This is a genomic window from Streptomyces gilvosporeus, from assembly GCF_002082195.1.
Lineage (GTDB): Bacteria > Actinomycetota > Actinomycetes > Streptomycetales > Streptomycetaceae > Streptomyces > Streptomyces gilvosporeus.
In genome coordinates this window covers 5,299,247-5,323,559 of record NZ_CP020569.1, presented here as the reverse complement: position 1 = coordinate 5,323,559, position 24,313 = coordinate 5,299,247, and the positions used below count along the sequence as shown (strand labels likewise).

Annotated in this window: 22 protein-coding genes; 8 read left to right on the top strand and 14 right to left on the bottom strand. The window is 72.8% G+C overall.

From position 1 onward, the window contains the following. Positions 1-20: 20 nt before the first annotated feature. Entirely contained in the window at positions 21-1,484 is a 1,464-nt protein-coding gene (locus B1H19_RS23795; RefSeq protein WP_083106813.1) for a M1 family metallopeptidase, read from the top strand. A gap of 67 nt (positions 1,485-1,551) precedes the next feature. Here B1H19_RS23795 and sigJ read toward each other — a convergent pair whose 3' ends face one another. The 4 genes from sigJ to B1H19_RS40635 form a co-directional block, all read right to left on the bottom strand. After that, entirely contained in the window at positions 1,552-2,499 is a 948-nt protein-coding gene (sigJ, locus tag B1H19_RS23790) for an RNA polymerase sigma factor SigJ (protein WP_203237214.1), read from the bottom strand. Between the two features lie 66 nt (positions 2,500-2,565). Beyond that, positions 2,566-3,462, bottom strand: a complete 897-nt coding sequence (locus B1H19_RS23785; RefSeq protein ID WP_083106812.1) for a class I SAM-dependent methyltransferase — start codon at positions 3,460-3,462, stop codon at positions 2,566-2,568. A gap of 137 nt (positions 3,463-3,599) precedes the next feature. Beyond that, positions 3,600-4,118 carry a hypothetical protein gene (locus tag B1H19_RS23780; protein ID WP_083106811.1) on the bottom strand — a complete coding sequence of 173 codons (519 nt, stop codon included), beginning with the start codon at positions 4,116-4,118 and terminating at the stop codon, positions 3,600-3,602. 48 nt (positions 4,119-4,166) lie between these two features. Beyond that, entirely contained in the window at positions 4,167-4,589 is a 423-nt protein-coding gene (locus B1H19_RS40635; protein WP_335755940.1) for an SH3 domain-containing protein, read from the bottom strand. 167 nt (positions 4,590-4,756) lie between these two features. Between B1H19_RS40635 and B1H19_RS23770 the strand changes: the two genes are divergently transcribed. Next, positions 4,757-7,108, top strand: a complete 2,352-nt coding sequence (locus B1H19_RS23770; protein WP_083106810.1) for a serine/threonine-protein kinase — start codon at positions 4,757-4,759, stop codon at positions 7,106-7,108. 352 nt (positions 7,109-7,460) lie between these two features. Here the strand turns inward: B1H19_RS23770 and B1H19_RS23760 are convergent, their stop codons facing one another. Continuing rightward, entirely contained in the window at positions 7,461-7,670 is a 210-nt protein-coding gene (locus B1H19_RS23760; protein ID WP_083106808.1) for a hypothetical protein, read from the bottom strand. 170 nt (positions 7,671-7,840) lie between these two features. On the opposite strand from B1H19_RS23760, the gene B1H19_RS23755 reads away from it, so the two are divergent. Together B1H19_RS23755 and B1H19_RS23750 are read left to right on the top strand one after the other, a co-directional pair. After that, positions 7,841-8,683 (top strand): helix-turn-helix domain-containing protein, encoded by an 843-nt coding sequence (locus B1H19_RS23755; protein ID WP_083106807.1) that lies wholly within the window; start codon positions 7,841-7,843, stop codon positions 8,681-8,683. Beyond that, positions 8,665-8,955 carry a DUF397 domain-containing protein gene (locus B1H19_RS23750; RefSeq protein WP_083106806.1) on the top strand — a complete coding sequence of 97 codons (291 nt, stop codon included), beginning with the start codon at positions 8,665-8,667 and terminating at the stop codon, positions 8,953-8,955. Before B1H19_RS23755 ends, B1H19_RS23750 begins: the two co-directional genes overlap by 19 nt. Before the next feature lie 196 nt (positions 8,956-9,151). On the opposite strand, the gene B1H19_RS23745 is transcribed toward B1H19_RS23750, so the two are convergent. From B1H19_RS23745 to B1H19_RS23725, 5 genes are all read right to left on the bottom strand, one after another. After that, on the bottom strand, positions 9,152-9,976 hold the full coding sequence (locus B1H19_RS23745) for an SDR family NAD(P)-dependent oxidoreductase (protein ID WP_083109827.1): 825 nt from the start codon (positions 9,974-9,976) through the stop codon (positions 9,152-9,154). A gap of 122 nt (positions 9,977-10,098) precedes the next feature. Beyond that, positions 10,099-11,949: a dihydroxy-acid dehydratase gene (ilvD, locus tag B1H19_RS23740; RefSeq protein ID WP_083109826.1), complete on the bottom strand. Its 1,851-nt coding sequence runs from the start codon at positions 11,947-11,949 to the stop codon at positions 10,099-10,101. A 156-nt stretch (positions 11,950-12,105) separates the two neighbouring features. After that, positions 12,106-12,759, bottom strand: coding sequence for a TetR/AcrR family transcriptional regulator (locus B1H19_RS23735; protein WP_083106805.1), 654 nt, complete (start codon positions 12,757-12,759; stop codon positions 12,106-12,108). Further along, complete coding sequence (locus B1H19_RS23730; protein ID WP_203237213.1) at positions 12,756-13,580, bottom strand: sugar phosphate isomerase/epimerase family protein; 825 nt, start codon at positions 13,578-13,580, stop codon at positions 12,756-12,758. Before B1H19_RS23730 ends, B1H19_RS23735 begins: the two co-directional genes overlap by 4 nt. A 148-nt stretch (positions 13,581-13,728) precedes the next feature. Then, complete coding sequence (locus tag B1H19_RS23725; RefSeq protein ID WP_083106803.1) at positions 13,729-14,670, bottom strand: Ppx/GppA family phosphatase; 942 nt, start codon at positions 14,668-14,670, stop codon at positions 13,729-13,731. 57 nt (positions 14,671-14,727) lie between these two features. Here B1H19_RS23725 and B1H19_RS23720 point away from each other — a divergent pair, with 57 nt between their 5' ends. Then, complete coding sequence (locus tag B1H19_RS23720; RefSeq protein WP_083106802.1) at positions 14,728-15,603, top strand: DUF3109 family protein; 876 nt, start codon at positions 14,728-14,730, stop codon at positions 15,601-15,603. Between the two features lie 21 nt (positions 15,604-15,624). Here B1H19_RS23720 and B1H19_RS23715 read toward each other — a convergent pair whose 3' ends face one another. Next, complete coding sequence (locus tag B1H19_RS23715; protein WP_083106801.1) at positions 15,625-17,415, bottom strand: BACON domain-containing protein; 1,791 nt, start codon at positions 17,413-17,415, stop codon at positions 15,625-15,627. A gap of 183 nt (positions 17,416-17,598) precedes the next feature. On the opposite strand from B1H19_RS23715, the gene radA reads away from it, so the two are divergent. Together radA and disA are read left to right on the top strand one after the other, a co-directional pair. After that, on the top strand, positions 17,599-19,011 hold the full coding sequence (gene radA / locus B1H19_RS23710; protein ID WP_083106800.1) for a DNA repair protein RadA: 1,413 nt from the start codon (positions 17,599-17,601) through the stop codon (positions 19,009-19,011). A gap of 130 nt (positions 19,012-19,141) precedes the next feature. After that, a complete protein-coding gene (gene disA / locus B1H19_RS23705; protein WP_083106799.1) occupies positions 19,142-20,263 on the top strand; it encodes a DNA integrity scanning diadenylate cyclase DisA in 1,122 nt (373 codons plus the stop codon). Between the two features lie 21 nt (positions 20,264-20,284). On the opposite strand, the gene B1H19_RS23700 is transcribed toward disA, so the two are convergent. The 3 genes from B1H19_RS23700 to B1H19_RS23690 form a co-directional block, all read right to left on the bottom strand. Then, a complete protein-coding gene (locus B1H19_RS23700; RefSeq protein WP_083106798.1) occupies positions 20,285-21,274 on the bottom strand; it encodes an NAD-dependent epimerase/dehydratase family protein in 990 nt (329 codons plus the stop codon). A gap of 89 nt (positions 21,275-21,363) precedes the next feature. Next, the gene (locus tag B1H19_RS23695; RefSeq protein WP_083106797.1) at positions 21,364-22,182 is read right to left on the bottom strand and encodes a hypothetical protein; all 819 of its coding nucleotides are present in this window, start codon (positions 22,180-22,182) and stop codon (positions 21,364-21,366) included. Positions 22,183-22,335: 153 nt separating this feature from the next. Continuing rightward, positions 22,336-22,923, bottom strand: coding sequence for a pyridoxamine 5'-phosphate oxidase (locus B1H19_RS23690; RefSeq protein ID WP_083106796.1), 588 nt, complete (start codon positions 22,921-22,923; stop codon positions 22,336-22,338). 167 nt (positions 22,924-23,090) lie between these two features. Here B1H19_RS23690 and B1H19_RS23685 point away from each other — a divergent pair, with 167 nt between their 5' ends. Next, positions 23,091-24,047 (top strand): HhH-GPD family protein, encoded by a 957-nt coding sequence (locus B1H19_RS23685; RefSeq protein WP_083106795.1) that lies wholly within the window; start codon positions 23,091-23,093, stop codon positions 24,045-24,047. Positions 24,048-24,313 lie beyond the last annotated feature (266 nt).

Sequence of the window (24,313 nt, the reverse complement as noted above, 5' to 3'; positions counted from 1 at the left end):
CGGAAGAGATCTGCCATCTCATGGAAAGAGACCTAGGGTCGGAATTGTCGATCAGCGACCCTGGGAGTGCTGTGACCACCCGTCGGCCCCTGCCGCACCGCCGCGTCATCGCCGCGGTGGCCGCCGCCCTGCTGCTGTCCTCCTGTACGGCCGGGGCGACGGCCGACGACGGGGTGGCGGGCAGCGGCGGGGTCGGCGATCCCCTGTTCCCGTCGCTCGGGAACGGCGGCTATCACGTCATCCACTACGGGCTCGACCTCGCCTACGACGTGCCGAAGCGGAATCTGACCGCCTCTGCCGACATCACCGCCAAGGCGAAGGAGAGCCTGCGGTCGTTCAAGCTCGACCTTCAGGGGCTGAAGGTGACCGGCGTCCAGGTCGACGGCGCGCCGGCGGGCTTCTCCCGTAAGGGGCACAAGCTGACGGTCACCCCGGCCGCCGTACTGGAACGGGGCGCGATCTTCCACGCCAGGGTGACCTACTACGGGACCCCGCAGGAGATCAGGGACCCGGACTCCTCGACGGAGGGATGGGTCAAAACCGCCGACGGCGCCTTCGTGACCGGGGAGCCGGAGGGGTCGATGTCGTGGTTCCCGGGCAACAACCACCCCAGTGACAAGGCCACCTACGACTTCACGCTCACCGTGCCCGTGCCGTACACGGCCGTGGCCAACGGGGAGCTGCGGTCGCGCAGGACCACCGGGGGCCGTACGACCTTCGTGTGGCACAGCGGGCAGCCGATGGCCAGCTATCTGGCGACCGCCACCATCGGGAAGTTCCGCGTCACCGAGTCCCGTACGCCCGACGGGCTGCCGCTGTACGAGGCCGTCGACCCGGCGGAGGTGGCGCGCAGCAAGGAGGCGCTGGGCCGGCTGCCGGAGATCATCGCCTGGGAACGCAGGCTTTTCGGCCCGTATCCCTTCCGCTCGGCGGGCGCGATCGTTGACCACACCCCGCCGCGCATCGACTGGCTGGCCCTGGAGAACCAGACGAAGCCGGACTACGCGGGGGCGCCGGACGACCTGACCGTGGTGCACGAGATGTCCCACCAGTGGTTCGGCGACTCGGTGACGCCGAAGACCTGGCAGGACACCTGGCTCAACGAGGGCTTCGCGACCTATGTCGAGTGGATGTGGTCCCAGCACGAAGGCGGCAGGACGCCCCAGCAACTGTTCGATCTGCTCTACCAGCGGGGCAGGAACGACCCGCTGTGGGCGTTTCCGCCGGGCCGGCCGGGCACGGCGGCGAATGTGACCGGCCCTCCCGTCTACTACCGGGGCGCGATGGTCCTCCAGCAGCTGCGGGACGCCGTCGGCGACCGGACGTTCTTCCGGATCCTGCGGGAGTGGGCCGCCAAGTACCGCTACGGCAACGCCGATTCGGCGGACTTCATCGCCTTCAGCCAGGCGCGGACGCACAAGAACCTGAAGCCGCTCTTCGACGCCTGGCTGTACGGCAAGGGCAAGCCGGACCGGACGTTCTGAGTCCCGGCCGGACCGGCCGTTCTCCGTCCCGGCCGGTCCCCGGAGCCCGCCCCCGCTTCCCGCCCCGTCACATGCTGTCGAAGTCCAGGTGGCCGAGCTTGTCGGGGTTGGTGACGGCGTCGACCTCCGTGATCCGGCCGCCGTGGACGGTGAAGGCGAGAACGCCCGCCTGCCGGCCGGCGGTGTCGTAGTAGACCAGCCCGGTCGCGCCGTTGACGTCCCGCACGGCGAACCGTGTCGTCGACGGATCGATGCTGCGGGTGATCAGGCCGAGCACGAAACGGGCGACCTTGTCGCGGCCCAGGACCGGGCGGCGGGCGGAGCTCACCTTGCCGCCGCCGTCGGAGCGCCAGACGACCTCGGGGTCGAGCACGGCCAGCAGCGCCCCGAAGTCGCCGCCCATGACGGCGGACAGGAACGCCTCGACGGTGCGCTGGTGCTCGGCCCGGTCGACGGTGCGGCGCGGGGCCTCGGCGCGGACCCTCTTGCGGGCGCGGGAGGCCAGCTGCCGTACGGATTCGGGGGTGCGGCCGACGGCCTCGGCGATCTCCGGGAAGGGCACCGCGAAGACGTCGTGGAGGACGAAGGCGGTGCGCTCGGCGGGGGTGAGGCGTTCCAGGACGGTCATCAGGGCCATTCCGACGGATTCGTCGAGGGTGACCCGGTCCTCGGGGGCGGCGGGCGCGGCGGGCCCGGCGGCGGTGGGCCCGGCGAGCAGCGGCTCGGGGAGCCAGGGCCCGACGTACGTCTCGCGGCGGGCGCGGGCCGAGCCCAGCAGGTCGTAACAGATGCGGCTGACCACGGTGGTGAGATAGCCGCGCGGGTTGGCCACCGGCGGATCGTCGGGCAGTCCCTGCCAACGCAGCCAGGTCTCCTGGACGGCGTCGTCGGCGTCGGTGACCGTGCCCATGATGCGGTAGGCGACGGCCCAGAGGCGGCTGCGCTGCTCCTCGAACTGGGCCAGGCGGCCGGTGGGGGTCGGTGTGCCGGGGCCGGTTGGCGTTTCTGCCGCCACGGTGCGCTCCTTCGTCCGTTCGTCCGGTGGGGGTGCGTCGCTGTCCAGGTGGGGGTGTGTCACTGCTTAAGACGGCACGGGCGGACGGGGTGTGACAGATGGGGGCGTGGGGGCGTCGGTTCGTTGCGTGACCGAGAGCTGGACGCGGTACTCCTCCCGGACGTTGCCGTCGGGGAAGACATCCAGGAGGGCGGCCCGTTCGTCCTCCAGGATGGCGGCGGAGACCGCGGGGTCGAGGACCGCGAACCGGGAGTGGCTGCCGAGCATGGCGAGATGGGTGTCGAGGGGCACCGACCGGGTCCATTCGGCCACCCAGGAGGTGGGGTTGAGGCCGTGGAGGCGGACGAGGACGTCCGGGTCGGCGTCGCGAGCCTCCGCGGCGCGGCCGGGGTCAGAGCCGAACATCCCCCGGGCGAGCCGGGCGTCCTGTTCGGCGGCACAGCCGGTGTCCCGGCGGGGGCTGTTCCACCACAGCGCGAGCGCACCGCCGGGCCGCAGCACCCGCATGGCCTCCGGGACCGAGCGGGCCGGGTCGGTCCAGTGCCATGCCTGGGCGTAGCAGACGAGGTCGAACGCGGCGGCGCGGAACGGCAGGGCGTCGCCGCTCGCCCGGACCAGGGGCACGTCGGGGAGCCCGGCGCGCAGCTGGGCGGCCATCCCGGGGCCGGGTTCCACGGCGACGACCTCGGCTCCCCGGGCGGCCAGCAGCGCGGTGGCGATACCGGTTCCGGCGCCGACGTCCAGGACCCGGGCGCCCTTGAGGGAGCGGCCCGCACGCTCCTCGATTGCGTCGAAGAGCTCCGCCGGGTATCCGGGGCGTGAGGCCGCGTACTGGGCGGCGACGCTGCTGAAGGAGCGGGCGCGGGCGGCGTGGTCGAACTGCTGGGGCGGCCGGAACCGGTGGATCTCCAGGTCGCTCTCCCGGTGGCTCCGGTGATTCTCCTGCTGGCTCTCTGGGGGCATACGCGTCATCCTGCCTGCGGGGCGGCGTCCGGATCCGGGGATTATCGGGGCCGTATCCGGGACGTGACGTCGGCGGGGTGCGGCGGATGTGACGCCTGCGTGCGCGTCTGCGGGCGGCAGCGCGCCGGGCACCGCTTCTAGCGGCGCTTCCTGCCCTTGGCCGGGCGGGGCTTCTTCGCGGCCGGGTTGCCGGTGCGGGTGGTGCGCCGCCGTTCGTGGCGTTCGAGGGCCGCCTCGTACTCGGTGCGGCGCAGTCGTTCGCCGGGGGCTTCGACGAGGCTGCGGCAGAAGTAGGCCAGCAGCGAGCCGACGAAGCCGATCAGCATCAGGCTCTGGGTGGATTTGTCGGCGGTGCGCTCGTCGGCGGGGTCGGGGCGGCGGACGAAGCCCTCCCAGGTGCGGCGGAAGGCGAGGGCGCTACAGATGGCGAACCCGCCGACGGCCAGGATGCTGACGAACGGGCCGACAGCGCCGAACTCCAGGCCCTGGAAGCCGAAGCGGAGGATCAGCGCGCCGAGGGCGGCGAGCGCGAGCGAGCCCAGCGCGACGGCGATACGGCGCAGGGCGTAGCCGCCGTCGTGGCGGAGCCAGGTGGTGCCGAAGAAACGGATCTCCTCGGGCTCCGGGCCGCCGGGTGCCGTGTGCGCGTCGCTCATGGCACCGATTATCCCCGGCGGCCCGTGATCCCCGGCGGCCCGCCGCCCTCAGCCGGTGCAGTTCGGTGCGACCGGCCCGTCGCTGCCGGTGTGCACATAGGCGTCGGAGACGTACTGGCCGGGGGCGATGTTGTCCCAGATGTCCGTGGTGCCGTACGGGCCGGTGATCTGCTGGCCGCGGCGCTGGCAGTGGATGCCGACCCAGGAGCCGCCCGCCAGCTTGCGGACGACCGGATGGGAGGTGCTGGGGCCCGTGCGGACCCTGACCTGCTGGCCGGGGGCGATCTGGAAGGAGCGGGTGGCGGCGGCCGCCATGGTCGTGGCCGTGCCCGCGCCGGTGGCCGTGGCGGCGTCGGTGCCGGTGTCGTTCCCCGCGTCCGTCTCGCCCTTCACCGACCCGTCCATGTCCTCGTCCAGTTCGCCGACGACGGCGTCCAGGTCCAAGAAGCGGTGTTGCTTTTCGGTGGTCATCTCGTGTTCCCCCCGTTTTGTGACTACTGGGCGCAGAAGCCCTGGGCATTTTCGGACGTGCGACGCGCACGCTAGCAAGCCTCATCCCTTTCGCACGTGCCATCGACTAGGCTCCGCGCGTCGCATCCGCGACCGCATTGCACAAGGCAGGACACGGGGGTGGAACGATGCCGCCGCTGCGTGATTCCGGGGCCGGCCCGGAAGCGGAGCGTCCGGAATACGCCGGGCAATATCGCCTGGAGGCACGGCTGGGTTCCGGGGGAATGGGCGTGGTGCATTTGGCGCGCTCTTCGTCCGGGCTGCGGCTCGCGGTCAAGGTCGTTCATGCCGAATTCGCCCAGGACCCCGAGTTCCGGGGGCGGTTCCGGCAGGAGGTGGCGGCCGCGCGGCGGGTCAGCGGGGCCTTTACGGCGCCCGTCGTGGACGCCGATCCGAATGCCGAGCGGCCCTGGATGGCGACCCTCTACATTCCCGGGCCGACGCTTTCCGAGCATGTGAAGCGGAAGGGGCCGCTGGCGCCCGATGAGGTACGGAAGCTGGCCGCGGGCCTCGCCGAGGCGCTGCGGGACATCCATCGCGCCGGGGTCGTCCACCGCGATCTGAAGCCGGGAAATGTGCTGCTGGCCGCCGACGGCCCGAAAGTCATCGATTTCGGCATATCGCGGCCGTCCGACAGTGAAATGCGCACCGAGACTGGCAAGTTGATCGGTACGCCGCCGTTCATGGCGCCCGAGCAATTCCAGCGGCCGCGCGAAGTCGGCCCCGCGGCGGATGTGTTCGCACTGGGGTCGGTGCTGGTGCATGCGGCCACCGGGAGCGGGCCGTTCGACTCGGAGAGCCCCTACCTGGTGGCGTATCAGGTGGTGCACGACGACGCGGATCTGACGGGCGTGCCGGAGGAGTTGGCGCCGCTCATCGAGAGCTGCCTGGCGAAGGATCCGGCGGACCGGCCGACGCCCGGCGAGCTGATGGAGCTGCTGCACACCGAGATCCACACCGAGATCCACCTGGCAGCGGATCTCGGTCTGCCCGGACCGGCCACGTCCCCGTCCGCATCCGCGGACCCGTCGCCGTCCGCAACCGCGGACCCGTCCCCGTCCTCATCCGTGCACCCGCCGGCGTCCGCGTCCTCGCCGGTCCCGGCCCAACGGCAGCCCGCCGGCGGCGATGTGGCACCCCCGCCCGCCGCCGAAACCACCCACGTCCGCCCGCACACACCCCGGCCGGCGGACCGTCCCGACTCCCCCAAGGCCCACCAGTCCCACCAGGCCCCCACGGACGCCGTCCGGCCGGCACGCCGCGCAGCCGCGGTGCGCCGCTGGCCGATATGGGCCGCGGTGGCGCTGCTGATCGCCGGTGGCGGCGCGTTCGTGGGCGTACGGACGCTGTCGTCCGGTAGCTCCGGGCTGGAGATCCGGACGCCGGGGGCCGGGATCGCCGTCCGGCCCTGGCACGCCACGGTCCTGGAACGGCCACGCGGTCACCGCTCCGAGATGCCGTTCTGCACGGCCGGTTCGGGTGCCGTCTACTGCACGCTGTCCGGGCTGCGGGCCGGCCGCTTCGACGCGGAGACCGGCCGGGCATCCTGGCGCCGCAGCGGCAAGGCCGTCCCACTCACCGACACCACCCCGACGGCGCCGGTCCTGTCGGGCGGGCTGCTGTACCTCCGGACCCCCGACGGCCGGCGGCTGGAGGCGCTCGACCCGTCGGCCAAGGGGAAGGGTGCCACGCGCTGGAGCCAGGAACTGTCCCGGTACGAGGGCGGCGCGGCCGTCGTCGGCAACCGGGTGCTGCTGTGCGCCGGGGACGGCACGGTCACCGCACTGGACAGCGCCACCCACCGGCAGCGCTGGCGCAAGCGGTACCCCGCCCACACCCCGGCCGCGTTCTTCTCGTACGGCGACGCCCGCACCGCCTACGCCGTCGGCCTCACCGCCGACAGCAAGGCCACCCAGGTCACCGCCATCGCCACCAAGGACGGCGCGGTCCGCTGGGACAAGCGGCTACCCGACTCGCTCACCCCCGCCGGCGTCGGCGCCTCCGGCGCGCTCTACTTCACCGCCGCAGACCCCCTGCACCCCTTCACCACCACCGCCGTCGTCCGCTACGACCCGCACACCGGGCGGCAGCGCCGTATCCGGCTGGACTACCCGCTCGACGGAACCGTGACGGCGGCGGTCCAGGGCGAGACCGTCTACCTCCTGGCCGAGGGCGGCGCGCTCCAGGCCGTCGGCGAACGGAAGTGGAACACCGAAACCTCGGTCAGCCGCGGCTCGACCCCCGTCATCAGCGGCGACCACCTGTACTTCACCGCCGCGGACGGCCGCCTGCTCGCCGTCGACACCCGCTCCGGCGCCGTCCTCGGCCAGACCCCGCCCCGCCTGTCCGCCGACCGCCACAACGGCTACCTGGAGTCCCTGCCCGCGCCCGTGGTCGACGCCCGCCACGGCCGCATCTACGCGGCGGCGCCCGACGGGACGGTGTTCAGCACGGACACGAAGGATCCGGCGGGCTGGTGACGCCCCGCCGCACCGCCGCCCACGTGGCAGGCACAGCAACAGATCTCCCACCGGACCCCGGGGGCCGCCACGACCTCGGACTCCGCCGCGCCCTTGTCGCAGGCCGCGTGAGTGCCGATGTGGCAGGCCGGTGAGATGTACGGCGCCGGGACGTAGGGCCGTACGAGCCGCCGCGTATCCATGAACAGCCCCCCGCTGGCCGCGTCGTGGGCATACGGACTCTTGTGCCGCGGCAGACGCCTGTGGGGGCGCCTCGGGGGTGGGACGGGCGCCGGCTGCGGCGCGGCTGCGGCGCGGTGCCGCCCGTATGTGGGGAAGACCCACCCCAGGACGGCCCGTACGAGACGGCCGGTCATCGCTCCGCAGCCTTTTTGAGCACAGCGGTGAGCCGGTGGGCCGTCTCCAGGTTGCAGCGCCCCAACTCGACCAGGACGCGGGGACGTTCCTGACTCAGCCACACCGGGTCGACATCCAGCGACGGCAGCACGATGCCGAGCTGCTTGAGTACGGCGGCCAGCTCGTCGCAGGCCGCCCGGGCCTTGGTGTGGGGTTCTGTGGTCATTTGGTGCCGCTCCCGTCTGCCGTTCCACTGCGTGGGGCGCCGGACGACAACTACCGTTCGTAGTCCGGGCGTTACGAGAATGCACCAGAAGAAAGGGGCAAAAGCCGCTTGCGGGTGCTAGTGCCACGCCTGGGGCTGCAAATTCCACACCTTCCACAGAGGAGGGCCCTATGCCGGCGAGAAGTCCGGTCACCGGTCGAAGTCATGAGCCGAGTGTTCGATTCGCGGAAGAGCTGCGGTTACTGCGCGCGCAGCGCGGCGAAAGCCTGCGGCAGCTCGCCCAGGCGCTGGGCTGGGACGCATCCCTGTTCGGCAAGATGGAGAAGGGGCAGACCCTCGGCGGCCCAGAGGTGGTGGAGGCCCTGGCACAGCACTACGGGACGGGGGATCTACTGCTGACGCTCTGGGAGTTGGCGGCCGGTGACCCTAAGCAGTTCAAGGAGCAGTACCGGCGCTATATGACCTTGGAAGCCGAAGCGTTGAGCATGTGGCACTTCGGCGTCAGCACCGTTCATGGGCTGCTTCAAACGGAAGGCTACGCACGCACCTTGCTCTCGGCGGGCGGACTCGACGGCGAAGAGCTGACGCGGCAGGTGGAGGCGCGCATAGGGCGCCGTCGATCGCTGGACGGCGTTGATCCACCACAGTTCCGCACCATCCTGTCCGAGGCGGTGCTACGCACGCCGTTGGCGGATGCCGGGGAGTGGCGAAAGCAGCTTGAGTACCTGGTCGAGGCCGCCGAACGTTCGAACATCACGGTTCAGGTGCTGCCGTTCATGGCCGGGCTGAACGGCTTGGACAGCACGGCCGTGATCTTTCTGAAGCTGCTGAACGGCCGTGTCGTCGCCTACACCGAGAATGCTCACCGCGGCGAACTCATCGAGGAAACCGGGCCGGTTGAGCGATTGCAACGCGCGTACGATGCAATGCGTGACCGGGCGTTGAGCCCGGACGAATCGCGGAAGTTCGTCATGCGGATGTTGGAGGAAGTGCCGTGCGATCCATCAATCTGAGCACCGCTACCTGGCGCAAGTCCAGCTACAGCAACTCGGATGGCGGCGCATGTATCGAGGTGTCGGATGACTTCCTGAACTCGGCCACCTGGCGAAAGTCCAGCTACAGCAACGCCGACGGCGGCCAGTGCATCGAGGTCGCCGACAACCACCCCGCCCTCGTCCCCGTCCGCGACAGCAAGAACCCCCACGGCCCGGCCCTCGTCTTCCCCGCGGCCGCCTGGTCGTCCTTCATCGGCACCGTAAAGGGAGGGACGCTGCCCAGAGCCTGACCACGCACGTACGCCCCCACCGTTCTCTCCCACCCCCAACGGGGAGGTGCCGGGCCGTAGCGGCGGAGCCGTGTAGGTCCGGTGCCGCTGCCGAACAGCCCCGCGCAGCGGCAACGCCCGCCGCAGGCGTAACGGCGAACAACCCCCACGGCGGGACGGCCGACAACGTGGGGCCCAGGCAAAGCGCAGCGGACGGTCAGGCCCGGGTGCCGCCGTCCACCCGGAGGACGGTGCCGGTGACGTAGGAGGAGCGGTCGCTGAGGAGCCAGGCGGCGGCCTCGGCGATTTCGTCGGGGGCGGCGATGCGACGCAACGGGGTCTGTGCCGTGAGCCGGTCGAGGACGCCGGGGCTGCGTTCCTCCCAGAAGCGGATCTTCTCGGTGAGCGTGGCGCCCGGCGCGATGGCGTTGACACGGATGCCCTCCGGTCCGTACGTGACGGCGGCCGACTCCGTGAGGCTGTTGAGCGCCCGCTTCAGGGCGCCGTACACGGGCAGTTCGGGGTTGCCTCCCAGGCTTCCGATGCTGGAATTGTTGACGATGGCCCCCGTCCCGGCGGTGGCGCGGATGGCGGCGACCTCGGCGGCCATGGCCAGCCACTGGCCCTTGAGGTTCACCGCATAGGCGTGGTCGAAGTCGGCCTCCCGGGCCTGGTCCATCGGTCCCGGCGGCACGCTCGTCGCGCCGTTGTTGAAGGCGGCGTCGAGCCGGCCGTACAGCTCCACGGCCCGGTCGACGGCGGCACGGACGCTCGCCGAGTCCGCCAGGTCGCACAGCACGTAGTGCGCGGTGCCGCCCGCAGCCCGGATCTCCTCGGTGACCGCCTGGAGTTGGGCCTCGGTGCGGGCCGCGAGCAGGACCCGGGCGCCCTCCCGGGCGAACAGCCGCGCCGCGGCGGCGCCGATGCCGCGGCCGGCGCCGGTGATGAAGGCAACCTTCCCGGCCAACAGTCCGGCGGTGGGGGCAGCTTGGGCGTCCGCCGCGGAGGGCGCGGATATGTCGGTGGTGGGTGCGTTGTCCATGACGGTCAGCATGCACCCGTCCGGATCATGCATCCAGGAACCGGCGGTATCCGGACAGGGACGGCGGCTCGATTGGCCGGGCGGGCCTGCGCAGCCGTGGCGCAGGCCCCGAACACCCCGTCTCAGCCCAGCTTCGAAACGTCCCGCACCGCGCCCTTGTCCGCGCTCGTCGCCATCGCCGCGTACGCGCGCAGGGCCGCCGAGACCTTGCGTTCGCGGTTCTTCGGGGCATAGACGCCGCCCAGCGCCTCGCGGCGGGCCGCCAACTCCTCGTCGCTCACGAGGAGTTCGATGGAGCGCCCCGGGATGTCGATGCGGATGCGGTCGCCGTCCTCGACGAGCGCGATCGTGCCGCCGGACGCGGCCTCGGGGGAGGCGTGGCCGATGGACAGGCCCGAGGTGCCGCCGGAGAAGCGGCCGTCGGTGATCAGGGCGCAGGCCTTGCCCAGGCCGCGGCCCTTGAGGAAGGAGGTCGGGTAGAGCATCTCCTGCATGCCGGGGCCGCCCTTGGGGCCCTCGTAGCGGATGACGACGACGTCGCCTTCCTTGATCTGCTTGGTGAGGATCTTGTCGACGGCTTCTTCCTGGGACTCGCAGACCACCGCCGGGCCTTCGAAGGTCCAGATGGACTCGTCGACGCCGGCGGTCTTCACCACGCAGCCGTCGACCGCGATGTTGCCCTTGAGGACCGCCAGTCCGCCGTCCTTGGAGTAGGCGTGCTCGACGGAGCGGATGCAGCCGCCCTCGGCGTCCACGTCGAGGGATTCCCAGCGTTCGGACTGGGAGAAGGCGGTGGCGGAGCGCTTGCAGCCGGGGGCGGCGTGCCAGAGCTCGACGGCCTCGGCGGAGGGGGAGCCGCCGCGCACGTCCCAGGTCTTGAGGTGTTCCGCGAGCGAGGCGGAGTGGACGGAGTGCACGTCCTCGTTGAGCAGGCCGCCGCGGTAGAGCTCGCCGAGGATGGCGGGGATGCCGCCGGCGCGGTGCACGTCCTCCATGTAGTACGTGCCGCCGGGGGCGACGTTCGGGGCGACCTTGGCCAGGCAGGGGACGCGCCGCGAGACGGCGTCGATGTCCTTGAGGTCGTAGTCCAGCTCGGCCTCCTGGGCGGCGGCCAGGAGGTGGAGGATCGTGTTGGTGGAGCCGCCCATGGCGATGTCCAGGGCCATGGCGTTCTCGAAGGCGGCGCGGGTGGCGATGTTGCGCGGCAGGACGGACTCGTCGCCGTCCTCGTAGTAGCGCTTGGTGATCTCCACGACCGTGCGGCCGGCGTTCTCGTAGAGGGCGCGGCGGGCGGTGTGGGTGGCGAGGACGGAGCCGTTGCCGGGGAGGGAGAGGCCGATGGCTTCGGTGAGGCAGTTCATGGAGTTGGCGGTGAACATGCCGGAACAGGAGCCACAGGTGGGGCAGGCGTTCTCCTCGATGCGGAGGACGTCCTCGTCCGAGACGCTGTCGTTGACGGAGTCGACGATGGCGTTGATCAGGTCCAGCTTGCGGACGGTGCCGTCCACGAGGGTGGCCTGGCCGGCCTCCATCGGGCCGCCGGAGACGAAGACCACCGGGATGTTCAGGCGCATCGCGGCCATCAGCATGCCGGGGGTGATCTTGTCGCAGTTGGAGATGCAGATCAGGGCGTCGGCGCAGTGGGCTTCCACCATGTACTCGACCGAGTCCGCGATCAGGTCGCGGGAGGGCAGCGAGTAGAGCATGCCGCCGTGGCCCATGGCGATGCCGTCGTCCACGGCGATGGTGTTGAACTCGCGGGGGACGGCGCCGGCGGCCCGGATGGCGTCGGAGACGATCCGGCCGACGGGGGCGAGGTGGGTGTGGCCGGGCACGAACTCGGTGAACGAGTTGGCGACCGCGACGATCGGCTTACCGATGTCCTCGCTCGCTACGCCCGAGGCCCGCATAAGGGCGCGGGCGCCCGCCATGTTGCGGCCATGGGTAACGGTGCGGGACCTCAGCTCGGGCACGATGGTCACTCCCTCGGGATATGTACGTACAGCAGCGGTGCCATACGTCAGCGCCGTACATCAGCTGATCCCGAGGTTACGCGCTTGATCCAAGATCCGGACGCTGACTCCGGTATGTGAGATGGGTGACCGCAGTGCGGACGGCCCCCGGCCGCCTCACGCCTCCGTGAGATACCTCTGCAACGTCGGCGCCACCATCGCCACGATCTCCTCCAGGTCCGCGGACGCCATCGGCTCCATCTTGATGACGTAACGGAGCATCGCGATGCCCATCAGATGGCTCGCGGCCAGCTGGGCGCGGAACTCCGGGTCGGGGACGTGCAGTTCACCGGCCACCCGCGGGAGGAGGCGGCGTTCGATCAGGCCGCGCAGGACGGTCGCCGCGGTCTCGTTGGTCAGCGCCGAGCGCATGATCGCCAGCAGCGGCGGGCGGCTGACCGGGTTCTCCCAGATACCGAAGACGAAGCGGGCCATCCGCTCGCCCGCTCCGGCCTCGCCGCCGTCCGCGATCGCGTCGGGGATGGTCAGCGCGGGGGCGAAGGACAGCTCGATGGCCGCCGCGAAGACCTGCTCCTTGGTGCCGAAGTAGTGGTGCACCAGGGCCGCGTCCACCCCGGCCGCCTTGCCGATGCCGCGGACCGAGGTCTTGTCGTAGCCGCGCTCGGCGAATTCCGTGCGGGCCGCGGCGAGGATCCGTTCGCGGGCGCCGGGGCCTTCGGCGGCCTCGGCGCGGGCCGGGCGGCCCCGGCGGCGTACGGGCTTCGCCGCTTTCGCGGGCCGTGCGGGCTCCTCCGAGGGGTCGCGGCTCATGACCCCGGCACCCAGGTGGGCGACGCCAGATGGAGCCGGGTGAAGGCCAGCGCCTCGGCAAGATCCGCCTCGCGCTCGGCGGCGGACATCGCCCGGCGGGTGTTGACCTCGACGACGACATGGCCGTCGAAACCGCTCGCCGCAAGCCGTTCCAGCACGTCGGAGCAGGGCTGGCTGCCGCGGCCCGGGACCAGGTGCTCGTCCTTGGCCGAGCCGTTGCCGTCGGCCAGGTGGACATGCGCCAGCCGGTCGCCCATCCGCTCCACCATCTCCAGCGCGTCGTTGCGCGCGGTGGCGGTGTGCGAGAGGTCGACGGTGAAGTGGCGGTAGTCGTCGTTGGTGGGGTCCCAGTCCGGGGCGTAGGCCAGCATCTCGCGATCCCGGTAGCGCCAGGGGTACATGTTCTCGACGGCGAACTTCACATCCGTCTCGTTCTCCATGCGCCACACCCCGCGGACGAATTCCCGGGCGTAGTTGCGCTGCCACCGGAACGGCGGGTGCACCACCACCGTCGAGGCGCCGAGCTTCTCCGCGGCGCTACGGGCCCGCTGGAGCTTGACCCACGGGTCGGTGGACCACACGCGCTGGGTGATCAGCAGGCACGGTGCGTGCACGGCCAGCACCGGCACCCCGTGGTAGTCCGACAGCCTGCGCAGCGCCTCGATGTCCTGGCTGACGGGGTCGGTCCAGACCATGACCTCGACGCCGTCGTAGCCCAGGCGCGCGGCGATCTCGAAGGCCGTCGCCGTCGACTCCGGATACACCGAGGCCGTCGACAGCGCGACCTTCGCATCGGGAATGCGCACCACTGGCTCCGTCACGAGGGACAGCGTACGGGCCGCGGCTGTGCGCGGGGCAGGAGGTCAGGGCGGATGCGTCCGAGGTCACCATGCGGGCGGAGCGGGGCCGATACGCGGCCGCTGCGGGCCGCCGGGTCCTTACCCGGCCGCCGCGCCGGTCACCGCCGGCTCACTGCGCCGTCGGCGTCGGCAGATGGTCCAGCCGCCGCAGGATGACGCCCTCGCGCAGCGCCCACGGGCAGATGTCCAGCGTATCGACGCCGAACAGGTCCATCGCGGCCTCCGCGACCAGCGCCCCGGCCAGCAGCTGCCGCGAGCGGCCCTCGGAGACGCCGGGCAGCTCGGCGCGGGCGCCCGCCGCCATCGAGCCCAGCCGCGGCACCCACTCCTCCAGCTTCTTGCGGGTCAGCTCGCGTTGGACGTACAGGCCCTCGGCACTGCGCGCCGCGCCCGCGATCCGGGCCAGCTGCTTGAAGGTCTTGGAGGTGCCGACGACGTGATCGGGGGTCCCGTAGCGGGTGAATTCGCTCACCACGCGGGCGATCTCGGCCCGTACGCGGCGGCGCAGCCCCCGCACGGCCTCCGGGTCCGGGGGGTCGCCGGGTAGATCGGTGCTGGTCAGACGGCCCGCGCCGAGCGGCAGGGAGACCGCCACGTCCGGGTCCTCGTCGAGCCCGTAGGCGATCTCCAGCGAGCCGCCGCCGATGTCCAGGACGAGCAGCCGCCCGGAGGACCAGCCCAGCCAGCGGCGCGCGGCCAGGAACGTCAGCCGCGCCTCGTCCCGGCCCGAGAGCACCTGAAGCTCCACGCCGGCCTCCGCGGTGACCCGGCGCAGCACCTCCTCGCCGTTGGTGGCCTCGCGGACGGCGGAGGTGGCGAACGGCAGCACGTCCTCGACGCCCTTGTCCTCGGCCACCTGGAGCGCTTCGAGGACGGTGGCCACCAGGCGCTCGATGCCGTGGTCGCTTATGGCGCCGGACTCGTCGAGGAGTTCGGCAAGGCGCAGCTCCGCCTTGTGCGAGTAGGCGGGCAGCGGGCGTGCGCCGGGGTGTGCGTCCACCACCAGGAGATGGACCGTATTCGAACCCACATCGAGGACACCGAGTCTCATACGGGGAAACCTACTGCCGCGGCGGAGGTGACTTGTCGGCCGCCTTAGTCTGGAGTCGTGGCTAAGACGAAAAAGGCGAAGAAGACGAAGCATGCCAAGCAGGGCGCGGCGGCCGGGGCGACGCCCGACGAGGTGGGTCTCGACTTCGCCCGCGCCTGGGTCACCTTCCCCGACCCCGGCGACGACGAACAGCTCTTCCGCTGCGATCTGACGTGGCTGACCTCGCGCTGGACCTGCATCTTCGGCAGCGGCTGCCAGGGTATCCAGGCCGGGCGCGCGGACGACGGCTGCTGCACGCTCGGTGCGCACTTCTCCGACGAGGAGGACGAGGAGCGGGTCGCCAAGCATGTGGCGCGTCTCACGCCGGACCTGTGGCAGTTCCACGACGTCGGGACGCAGACGGGCTGGACGCAGGAGGACGAGGACGGCGAGCGGCAGACCCGCCGCTGGCAGGGCTCGTGCATCTTCCAGAACCGCCCCGGCTTCCCGGGCGGCGCGGGCTGCTCGCTGCACATCCTCGCGCTGCGCGAGGGCCGCGAACCGCTGGAGACCAAGCCCGACGTGTGCTGGCAGCTGCCGGTCCGGCGGACCTACGAATGGATCGACCGGCCCGACGACACCCAGATCCTCCAGGTGACGATCGGCGAGTACGACCGCCGCGGCTGGGGTCCGGGCGGCCACGACCTGCACTGGTGGTGCACCTCGGCGACCTCGGCGCACGGCGCGGGCGAGCCGGTCTACGTCACGTACCGGCCGGAACTGACCGAGCTGATGGGCAAGAAGGGCTACGCCAAGCTCGCCGAACTGTGCGAGGAACGCCTCTCGGCGACGCTGCCGATGGCACCGCATCCGGCGGACCCGCGGCCGGAGAAGGCGAAGACCAAGGCCAAGGCGGAGAAGGCCAAGGCGAAGGCGGGCGACGAGGAGAAGTAAGGCGCGCCCGGGGTGGTGCGGCTAGTGGGTCTGCGGGGGCTGCTGGGTCGAGGGCGGCGTCGTCGGGGACGCGGGAGCCGGGGTGGGCCCGGGGCGCGTGGGGGTCGGTGACGGAGCGGTCGGGGCCGGGGTCGGCCGCGGCGTCGGCGGGGCGGGGGTCGGTCGCGGCCTCGGCGGGGCGGTCGGCGAGGGGTCGGACGGGGCCGGGTCGCCCGGGTCCGTGACGCCGTGGCCCTCCATGGTGACCGCGGTACCGCCGGGCTCGATGGCGATCTTGGCGCGCCAGGGGCCCTCGGGCTCCCAGTCGTGATCGATGTAGACCGTGATCGTGGTGGACTCCCCCGGCCGCAGCGCCCCGGCCGTCTGGCTCATCTGGATCCAGGGCGCACCGGCCGACGCCGTCCAGCGCACCGGCGCCCCGCCGGACGCGGTGAGCGTGATGAGCGTCGTCCCCCCGCTCGGCTGCGCCGTGATGGTCAGCCGGCCGGGACCGGAGACGCTCCGCCGCGAGGCGGCGTCCGCCCCGATGACCTGGGCCGACACCACGGAGTCCGCCCCGCCGGGCCGGGCGCCGGGGCCGGGGGTCGAGTGGGCGCTGCCGGCGTTCTCGTAGCGGCGGCCGTCGAACCGTCCGTCGTTGGCCGGGGGCTCGTTGACCGCGGGCTCGTGGGCCGGGGGCTCGTTGGCCGTCACCGAGGGGGCGTTGTCCGACGCCTCCTCGGCGGCCGGGGCCTGGCGGTACGCGGCCCACACGGCAAGGACCGGCGCGGCCAGCACGGTGGCGACGACGGTGCTGGTCAGAGCGCGGTTGCGCAGTCGGCGGCGGCGGGCGACGCGGTCGGTGGGGCCCACCGGGAAGCCGCTGCGGTCATAGCGCGGGGCGCTGTCGGCGGCGCGGGCGGCCGCGCGAGGAGAACCGTTTGCCCCCCGTGCCGGGCCCCCGCGGCCGGTGCCCGGCACGCCCTCCGCGCGCCCCGACCGCGACCGCCGGGCCGCCTCCAGCGCGGCCGCCACCGCCTCCCGCGGCGCGGCGACCAGCGGCAGCGAGCCGGGTGCGGCGGGCGCGGTGCCCGGCCACGGCCCGGCGGCGGTGGCCCGCTCCGCCGTCCCGCGGCACTGGGCGCAGTCGTCGACATGCCGTACCAGCTCGCGCCGGAGCGCCGCGCCCAGCAGCATCCGGGAGTCCCCCGCCAGCTGCCGGACGTCGGGACATCGGCCGCGTTCGACGACGGCCAGCGCGGCCCGGGTGCGCTCGACCTCGCAGCCCGCGGCGGCCAGCAGGGCGCGGGTGGCGGCCACTTCGGCACCGACCACCGCGGCGACCTCGCGGGCCGGGAGGTGATGGCGTACCGAAAGCTCCAGCGCCTCGCGCTGTTCGGGCGTCGTCCCGGCGGCCTCCGGCCAGGCCAGCGCGGCCAGTTCGCGCTGCCGCGCCTCGGCGTCCGGGGCGGCGGCGTCCCCCGGCCCCGTGGCGGCGCCCGCGGCCTGGGGCAGCTCGGACAGGCGCCGCAGACAGGCCCAGCGGGCCAGGGCGTAGAGCCAGGGGCGGTAGAGGTCCGGTTCGGCCGGGCGGCGGCCGCGGTGGCGTTCGGCGAGCGCCAGCGTCTCGCCGAGCACCGCGCTCGCCGCGTCGTGCTCGCACAGAACGGACAGGCAGTAGGTGAACAGCCCGTCCAGATAGGCGTCGTAGTGTCCGCCGTGCATCGCGTCGGACCGGCCGCCCTCGTGGGGGTGAGCGGCGCGGTCGCGGCCGCCGGGGAGCGACCGGTGTGCGCCGGTGGAGTTCCTGGGGTGCTCGGGCCTGCTGCTCATCACCCGGCGACGGTAGGCGGATGATGCAGCCGCACTTGCTCCGCTTGGGCACTTTTAACCCTTACGGGTGACCTTCTCCCTCAAAAGGGGACACCAGCCCGGATCATGCCACCCGCTCGGCCCAATTGCGGGCCCGGACCGCGGCCGCCCGGCAGTGTCAGTGCCCACCGATACGGTGACCTCATGGCAACCCGTAAAACGTCGGCCAAGGAGCGCCCCTCCTTCCGTTGCACCGAGTGCGGCTGGACCACCGCGAAGTGGCTCGGCCGCTGCCCCGAGTGCCAGGCGTGGGGCACGGTCGAGGAGTTCGGCGGCGCCCCCGCGGTGCGCACCACCGCGCCCGGCCGGGTCACCACCGCCGCCGTGCCGATCGCCCAGGTCGACGGCAGGCAGGCCGCCGCCCGCTCGACCTGCGTGCCCGAGCTGGACCGCGTCCTCGGCGGCGGCCTGGTCCCCGGCGCCGTCGTCCTCCTGGCGGGCGAGCCCGGCGTCGGCAAGTCGACGCTCCTGCTGGACGTCGCCGCCAAGGCCGCCTCCGGCGACCACCCCACCCTCTACGTCACGGGCGAGGAATCCGCGAGCCAGGTGAGGCTGCGCGCCGACCGCATCGGCGCCCTCGACGACCACCTCTACCTCGCCGCCGAAACGGACCTCTCCGCGGTCCTGGGCCACCTCGACGCCATCAAGCCCTCCCTGCTGATCCTCGACTCCGTCCAGACCGTCGCCTCCCCCGAGATCGACGGCGCGCCCGGCGGCATGGCCCAGGTCCGCGAGGTGGCCGGCGCCCTGATCCGGGCGTCCAAGGAGCGCGGTATGGCCACCCTGCTGGTGGGCCACGTCACCAAGGACGGCGCCATCGCCGGCCCCCGCCTCCTCGAACACCTCGTGGACGTCGTCCTGCACTTCGAGGGCGACCGCCACGCCCGCCTCCGCCTGGTCCGCGGCGTCAAGAACCGCTACGGCACGACGGACGAGGTCGGCTGCTTCGAGCTGCACGACGAGGGCATCACCGGCCTCGCCGACCCCTCCGGCCTCTTTCTGACCCGCCGCGACGAGCCGGTGCCCGGTACGTGCCTGACCGTCACCCTGGAGGGCCGCCGCCCCCTGGTGGCCGAGGTCCAGGCCCTGACCGTCGACTCCCAGATCCCCTCCCCGCGTCGTACGACCTCCGGTCTGGAGACGTCCCGGGTCTCGATGATGCTGGCCGTCCTGGAGCAGCGCGGCCGCATCAGCGCCCTGGGCAAGCGGGACATCTACAGCGCCACGGTCGGCGGCGTGAAGCTCTCCGAGCCGGCCGCCGACCTGGCCGTGGCCCTCGCCCTGGCCAGCGCCGCCAGCGACACCCCGCTGCCGAAGAACCTGGTCGCCATCGGCGAGGTGGGGCTGGCCGGCGAGGTCCGGCGCGTCACGGGCGTCCAGCGCCGCCTGTCCGAGGCCGCCCGCCTCGGCTTCACCCATGCCCTGGTGCCCTCCGACCCCGGCAAGATCCCCGACGGAATGCGGGTCCTGGAGGTCGCCGACGTCGGGCAGGCGCTGGCCGTCCTGCCCAAGCGCGTGCGCCGGGAGGCCCCGCGCGAGGAGGAGGTGCGCCGGTAGACTTTGCCCTGGTCTCGCCCGTCACCGCAGTCGTGTTGCCGGCCGGGATCCCGCGTACTCTCGCTGAGTACGTCACCGCAGCACGGGCCGGGCGGCCTGCGGACCGATTGACTTGCGACGGAGGAGTGCAGTGGCAGCCAACGACCGGGCATCGGCTCCCGGCAGGTCCGGGAGTTCCGGCACCGACCGCCTGATGCGCGCCTCGCTGAGCGCCGTCGCGCCCGGTATGGCCCTGCGCGACGGGCTGGAGCGGGTCCTGCGCGGCAATACGGGCGGACTGATCGTCCTGGGCTGGGACAAGACCGTCGAGTCGATGTGCACCGGCGGCTTCGTCCTGGACGTCGAATTCACCGCCACCCGCCTGCGTGAACTGTGCAAACTCGACGGCGCCCTCGTCCTCGACAAGGACATCACCAAAATCCTGCGCGCCGGCGTCCAGCTGGTGCCCGACGCCTCCATCCCCACAGAGGAGACCGGCACCCGCCACCGCACCGCCCAGCGCGTCTCCATCCAGGCCGGTTTCCCCGTCGTCTCGGTCAGCCAGTCGATGCGCCTGATCGCGCTCTACGTGGACGGCGAGCGCCGCGTCCTGGAGGAGTCCGCCGCCATCCTCTCCCGCGCCAACCAGGCGCTGGCGACCCTGGAGCGCTACAAGCTCCGCCTGGACGAGGTGGCCGGCACGCTCTCCGCCCTGGAGATCGAGGACCTGGTCACCGTCCGGGACGTCGCGGCGGTCGCCCAGCGCCTGGAGATGGTCCGCCGGATCGCCACCGAAATCGCCGAGTACGTCGTCGAGCTGGGCACCGACGGCCGCCTCCTCGCCCTCCAGCTGGACGAGCTGATCGCCGGCGTCGAGCCCGAGCGCGAACTGGTCGTGCGCGACTACGTCCCCGAGCCCACCGCCAAGCGCTCCCGTACGGTCCCCGAGGCGCTCGCCGAGCTGGACGCGCTCACCCACACCGAGCTTCTCGAACTCCCCGCCGCGGCCCGCGCGCTGGGTTACAGCGGCGCCCCCGAAACCCTCGACTCCGCCGTCTCCCCCCGCGGCTTCCGCCTCCTGGCCAAGGTCCCGCGCCTGCCCGGCACGGTCATCGACCGCCTGGTCGACCACTTCGGCGGCCTCCAGAAGCTGCTGGCCGCCAGCGTCGACGACCTCCAGGCCGTCGACGGCGTCGGCGAGGCCCGCGCCCGCTCGGTCCGCGAGGGCCTCTCGCGCCTCGCAGAATCGTCCATTCTGGAGCGCTACGTCTGAGCGGACGTCCCGGCGGTGCGTCTACGGCGCCAGCGCCCTCGCCTCCTTCTCCGGTGCCAGGCCGGGCGCCGGCCGGTCCGGGCGCCGGGGTGCGCTGCCGCCGAGAGCACGCAGCCAGGCCCAGGTGTCGGTGACGGTTTCGTGGACGGGGCGGCAACGGAGTCCGGCGGCAAGGGCCTTGGAGACGTCGACGCCGAAGAGGGCGTTCTGGTGGTCACCCGGCGGGAGCCAGACGGGGAGCTCGGTCCAGGGTTCGATACCGGCCGCGAGGATGTCCTCGGGGGCACGCCAGCGGAGCTCGGCGGCCGAACCGGTCACCGTGACACAGCTTTCCAGGAGTTCGCCCATCGTGGCGTGGCCCGGCTCGCTGACCAGGCTGTAGGGGCCGCCGAGCCCGTCCCGCAGCGCGTCCAGGGTCCATTCGGCCAGATCGCGGACGTCCACATACTGGAGCGGCAGATCGCGCGGGCCCGGGGCGAGCACGGGGCCGCCGCGGGCGATCCGGCCCAGCCACCACGGCAGCCGGCCGATGTTCTCGTACGGGCCGAGGATCAGACCGGCCCGGACCAGCAGCGCCCGGTCGCCGAAGGCATCCACCGCGGCCAGCTCGCCGCCCCGTTTGGCCGCCGCGTAGTCCTCGCCGGACGTGGCGTCGGGGTCGCCCGCCACCACGGGGGACCGCTCGGTGAGGGGACCGGTCGGCGGAAAGGCGTAGACCGAACCGCTGGAGATGTACGCGTAGTTGCCGACCCGTCCGGCCAGCAGCCGCGCGGCGTCGCGTACGGCCACCGGCGCGCCGCTCCAGGTGTCGACGACGGCGTCCCACTCCCCCGACGCGAGCGCCGCGAGCCCTGCCGTGCCGTTGCCCCGGTCGCCGTGAAGCGCCGTGGTGCCCTCGGGCGCGGCATGACGCCCCCGATGAAACACCGTCACCTGCCAGTCACGGGCCAGCGCCGCCTCGGCAACCGCCCGCCCCACGAATTCCGTTCCGCCCAGGATCAGTAACCTCATGGCCGCGACTGTGCCGCACGGAGGCCGCCCGGGGCAGCCGCCTTCGCTCACGGCTGAGCCGAATTCGCCGTCGGCCAGGGCCCGTCGGCTCAGCCCTTGGCGAGGGTGAACTTCGCCTTCGCCGGATCCAGCCCCGGCACCTTCGCCTCGATGACGTACGTCCCGGCCGGCACGGCGGCCGCACTCGGCGTCGCGCACTGGGGGGCGCTGGCCCGGCGGTCCCACAGCACGGTGCGCTCCACGGAGCCCTTGGCCGGGACCTTCAGCAGGGCCGGACCGGTGCCCGCGGGGCAGTCGTTGGAGGCCCACACCCGGTCGTCGCCCGCGGTGTCCTTGATCGTCAGCACCGCGGCCTTGCGGCCCAGGTCGACCTTGCAGGCCGAGCCCGCGGAATTCTTGACCTTCAGCTCGAACTTCGGCTTCTCGTCCGGCTTGTAGGAGTCCTTGACGCTGCGCAGCGTCAACTCGGCGCCGTTGGTGGTGCAGTTGAGGAGCGGGGAGTCGGCCGGTACGAGGCTGACGCCCGAGCCCTGGCCGATGGGGCCGCCACCGGAACCGCCGCCGCTGTCCGCGCCGTTGCCTCCGCCGTTGCCTCCGTCGTCCGCTCCGGAGGCGCCGCCCGAACCGTCCCCTCCCGACTCGCCGCCGTCCGATCCGCCGCGCCCGCCCGGCTTTTGACTGATCGCCGGCCCGGTGCCGGAGGGGCCGGGCGTGATGGACGTCGCGGGACCCGAGCCGCGCCCCTTGCCCTCGTTGCCCCCGCCCCCGGTCTGTCCGGAGTCGCCGCCCAGGCTGAGGGCCCACACCACCACCAGGGCGAGCAGGACGACGATGGCCAGCGCAACGGCCCTCCGCCGCCAGTAGATGGAGGAGGGAAGCGGCCCGATCGGATTGCGCAGTGATCCCACATGAAAACTCTACGAGAGATCCGGACGCGGACCGGCCAGTACCCGCCGCATCGGACGGCAACTTTTCCCATGATCGGTCCGGAGCCGCCACCGCACCCTCGTTTCCCACCGTAACGCGCCCGATGCCCCGTTAGGCGCGGTAGGCCGCATTCGTCAGCCGCGCCCCGCGTCCGCCCGCCACTCCTCCTTGTGACCGAAGCCCCGGCCGTTGTCGATCAGCCGCAGCCAGTCGGGGCGCAGTTCCCAGAGTGTGGTGCGTTCCAGCGCCTCCCGCAGCCGTGCGCTCTCCTCGACGAAGGGGAAGCGCGCGGTGTAGACCCGCCAGCCGGCCGCCCGCTCGTGCTCGCCCAGCGGCCGGCAGTACCCGCGCCCCTGAAGGCCCGTCAACGCGCTCCAGTCCTGCCCGTCGCGCTGTGCGGTGAACGCGACCCGCGCGGGGGCCGGCGCGGGCCCGGCCAGCGCCCGCCCGTGCCGCGTCCCGGTCGAGGTGACGAAGTACAGAACCGGCCCACCGACCACACCCGCCTCCGCGGCCCCGCCGGTATCGCCGGCCGCACCCGTCTCCGTATCCCCGCCCGCGCCCCCGCCGGTCTCCACCGCGTACAGCACCGCCGCCGCCTGCGGCCCGTCCTCGTCCGCATACGCCAAGGTCATCGTCGTATGCGCGATCAGCGCCCGCCGGATCGCCACCGGACAGACCTGCGCCGGCCGCGCGCCCGCCGGGCTTTCGCTCTCGCTCATATCCCCATCCTCCACGCCATCCGCCACGCCGGACGCCCGTTCGCCGGCGTACCCCCGGTAGCGGCCACCCGTACGTATATGGCCGTCCCGCGTGCGGGTGGGCGCGCGGCGGCGCGGGGCCGGGGCGTTTCTCGGGCGGGGGGCAGCGTGCCAGGATCGGAGCTGCCATGACTTCCACGCCTGCCACATCCCCCGCCATGACCTCCGCCGCCGAGACCGCCTCCGCCGCTCCGGCCGCGGAGGCCGACGGGACCGCGCTGCACGGTCCGGTCACCGACTGGTTCGACGAGCACGCCCGTGATCTGCCCTGGCGCCGCCCCGAGGCGGGCGCCTGGGGCGTGATGGTCAGCGAGTTCATGCTGCAGCAGACGCCGGTCACCCGCGTGCTGCCGGTGTACGAGCAGTGGCTGGCCCGCTGGCCGCGCCCCGCCGACCTGGCCGCCGAGGCGCCCGGCGAAGCGGTACGCGCCTGGGGCCGGCTCGGCTATCCGCGCCGCGCCCTGCGGCTGCACGCCGCCGCCTCCGCGATACAGGAGCGGCACGGCGGCGACGTCCCGCGCGAGCACGCCCAGCTGCTGGCGCTGCCCGGTGTCGGCGAGTACACCGCCGCGGCCGTGGCGTCCTTCGCGTACGGGCAGCGGCACGCGGTGCTGGACACCAATGTGCGCCGCGTCTTCGCCCGCGCCGTCACCGGCCGCCAGTACCCGCCGAACGCCACCACGGCCGCCGAGCGCAAGCTGGCGCGCGCCCTGCTGCCGCAGGACGAGCAGCTGGCCGCGCGCTGGGCGGCGGCCACGATGGAGCTGGGCGCGCTGGTGTGCACGGCCCGCGGTCCGGAATGCCACCGCTGTCCGATCGCGGCGCAGTGCGCCTGGCAGCTGGCCGGCGCCCCGGCGCACGAGGGGCCGCCCCGGCGCACCCAGTCCTACGCCGGCACCGACCGCCAGGTCCGCGGCAAGCTGCTGGCCGTGCTGCGCGAGTCGGTGGCGCCGGTGCCGCAGCAGGTGCTGGACGCGGTGTGGGACGAGCCGGTGCAGCGGGCCCGCGCGCTGGACGGGCTGGTCTCGGACGGCCTCGTCGAGCCGCTGGGCGGGGGCCGCTACCGGCTGCCGCACACGCAGTAGTCATAGATCCGGAAATTTGACCGGAACGGGCCCAACCCCGACGCGGCAGACACGCTCTCACTAGGTGTACATCGCGGGGGAAGGGCCCGTCGGCCTTTCGACGGGGGCCCTATCAGCCCGGAGGATGACCCCGGCCACCCCGCCGTCCGTCCGAGGTATGACCCCCGGCGGGCTGTTACACAACCGCAGGTTTTCCGTGCATCCGCTGTGGTGCCGACGCACATTCCGTCGCAACACCCCGTCCGTAGCGTCTTCCTCGTGCTGGA

What these genes read in the sequence shown, in the direction of transcription:
- B1H19_RS23795 (WP_083106813.1), top strand. Translation starts at nt 21, where the DNA reads ATGGAAAGAGACCTAGGGTCGGAATTGTCGATCAGCGACCCTGGGAGT.
- B1H19_RS23785 (WP_083106812.1), bottom strand. Translation starts at nt 3,462, where the DNA reads ATGCCCCCAGAGAGCCAGCAGGAGAATCACCGGAGCCACCGGGAGAGC.
- B1H19_RS23780 (WP_083106811.1), bottom strand. Translation starts at nt 4,118, where the DNA reads ATGAGCGACGCGCACACGGCACCCGGCGGCCCGGAGCCCGAGGAGATC.
- B1H19_RS40635 (WP_335755940.1), bottom strand. Translation starts at nt 4,589, where the DNA reads ATGACCACCGAAAAGCAACACCGCTTCTTGGACCTGGACGCCGTCGTC.
- B1H19_RS23770 (WP_083106810.1), top strand. Translation starts at nt 4,757, where the DNA reads ATGCCGCCGCTGCGTGATTCCGGGGCCGGCCCGGAAGCGGAGCGTCCG.
- B1H19_RS23760 (WP_083106808.1), bottom strand. Translation starts at nt 7,670, where the DNA reads ATGACCACAGAACCCCACACCAAGGCCCGGGCGGCCTGCGACGAGCTG.
- B1H19_RS23755 (WP_083106807.1), top strand. Translation starts at nt 7,841, where the DNA reads ATGCCGGCGAGAAGTCCGGTCACCGGTCGAAGTCATGAGCCGAGTGTT.
- B1H19_RS23745 (WP_083109827.1), bottom strand. Translation starts at nt 9,976, where the DNA reads ATGGACAACGCACCCACCACCGACATATCCGCGCCCTCCGCGGCGGAC.
- B1H19_RS23735 (WP_083106805.1), bottom strand. Translation starts at nt 12,759, where the DNA reads ATGAGCCGCGACCCCTCGGAGGAGCCCGCACGGCCCGCGAAAGCGGCG.
- B1H19_RS23725 (WP_083106803.1), bottom strand. Translation starts at nt 14,670, where the DNA reads ATGAGACTCGGTGTCCTCGATGTGGGTTCGAATACGGTCCATCTCCTG.
- B1H19_RS23715 (WP_083106801.1), bottom strand. Translation starts at nt 17,415, where the DNA reads ATGAGCAGCAGGCCCGAGCACCCCAGGAACTCCACCGGCGCACACCGG.
- radA (WP_083106800.1), top strand. Translation starts at nt 17,599, where the DNA reads ATGGCAACCCGTAAAACGTCGGCCAAGGAGCGCCCCTCCTTCCGTTGC.
- B1H19_RS23700 (WP_083106798.1), bottom strand. Translation starts at nt 21,274, where the DNA reads ATGAGGTTACTGATCCTGGGCGGAACGGAATTCGTGGGGCGGGCGGTT.
- B1H19_RS23690 (WP_083106796.1), bottom strand. Translation starts at nt 22,923, where the DNA reads ATGAGCGAGAGCGAAAGCCCGGCGGGCGCGCGGCCGGCGCAGGTCTGT.
- B1H19_RS23685 (WP_083106795.1), top strand. Translation starts at nt 23,091, where the DNA reads ATGACTTCCACGCCTGCCACATCCCCCGCCATGACCTCCGCCGCCGAG.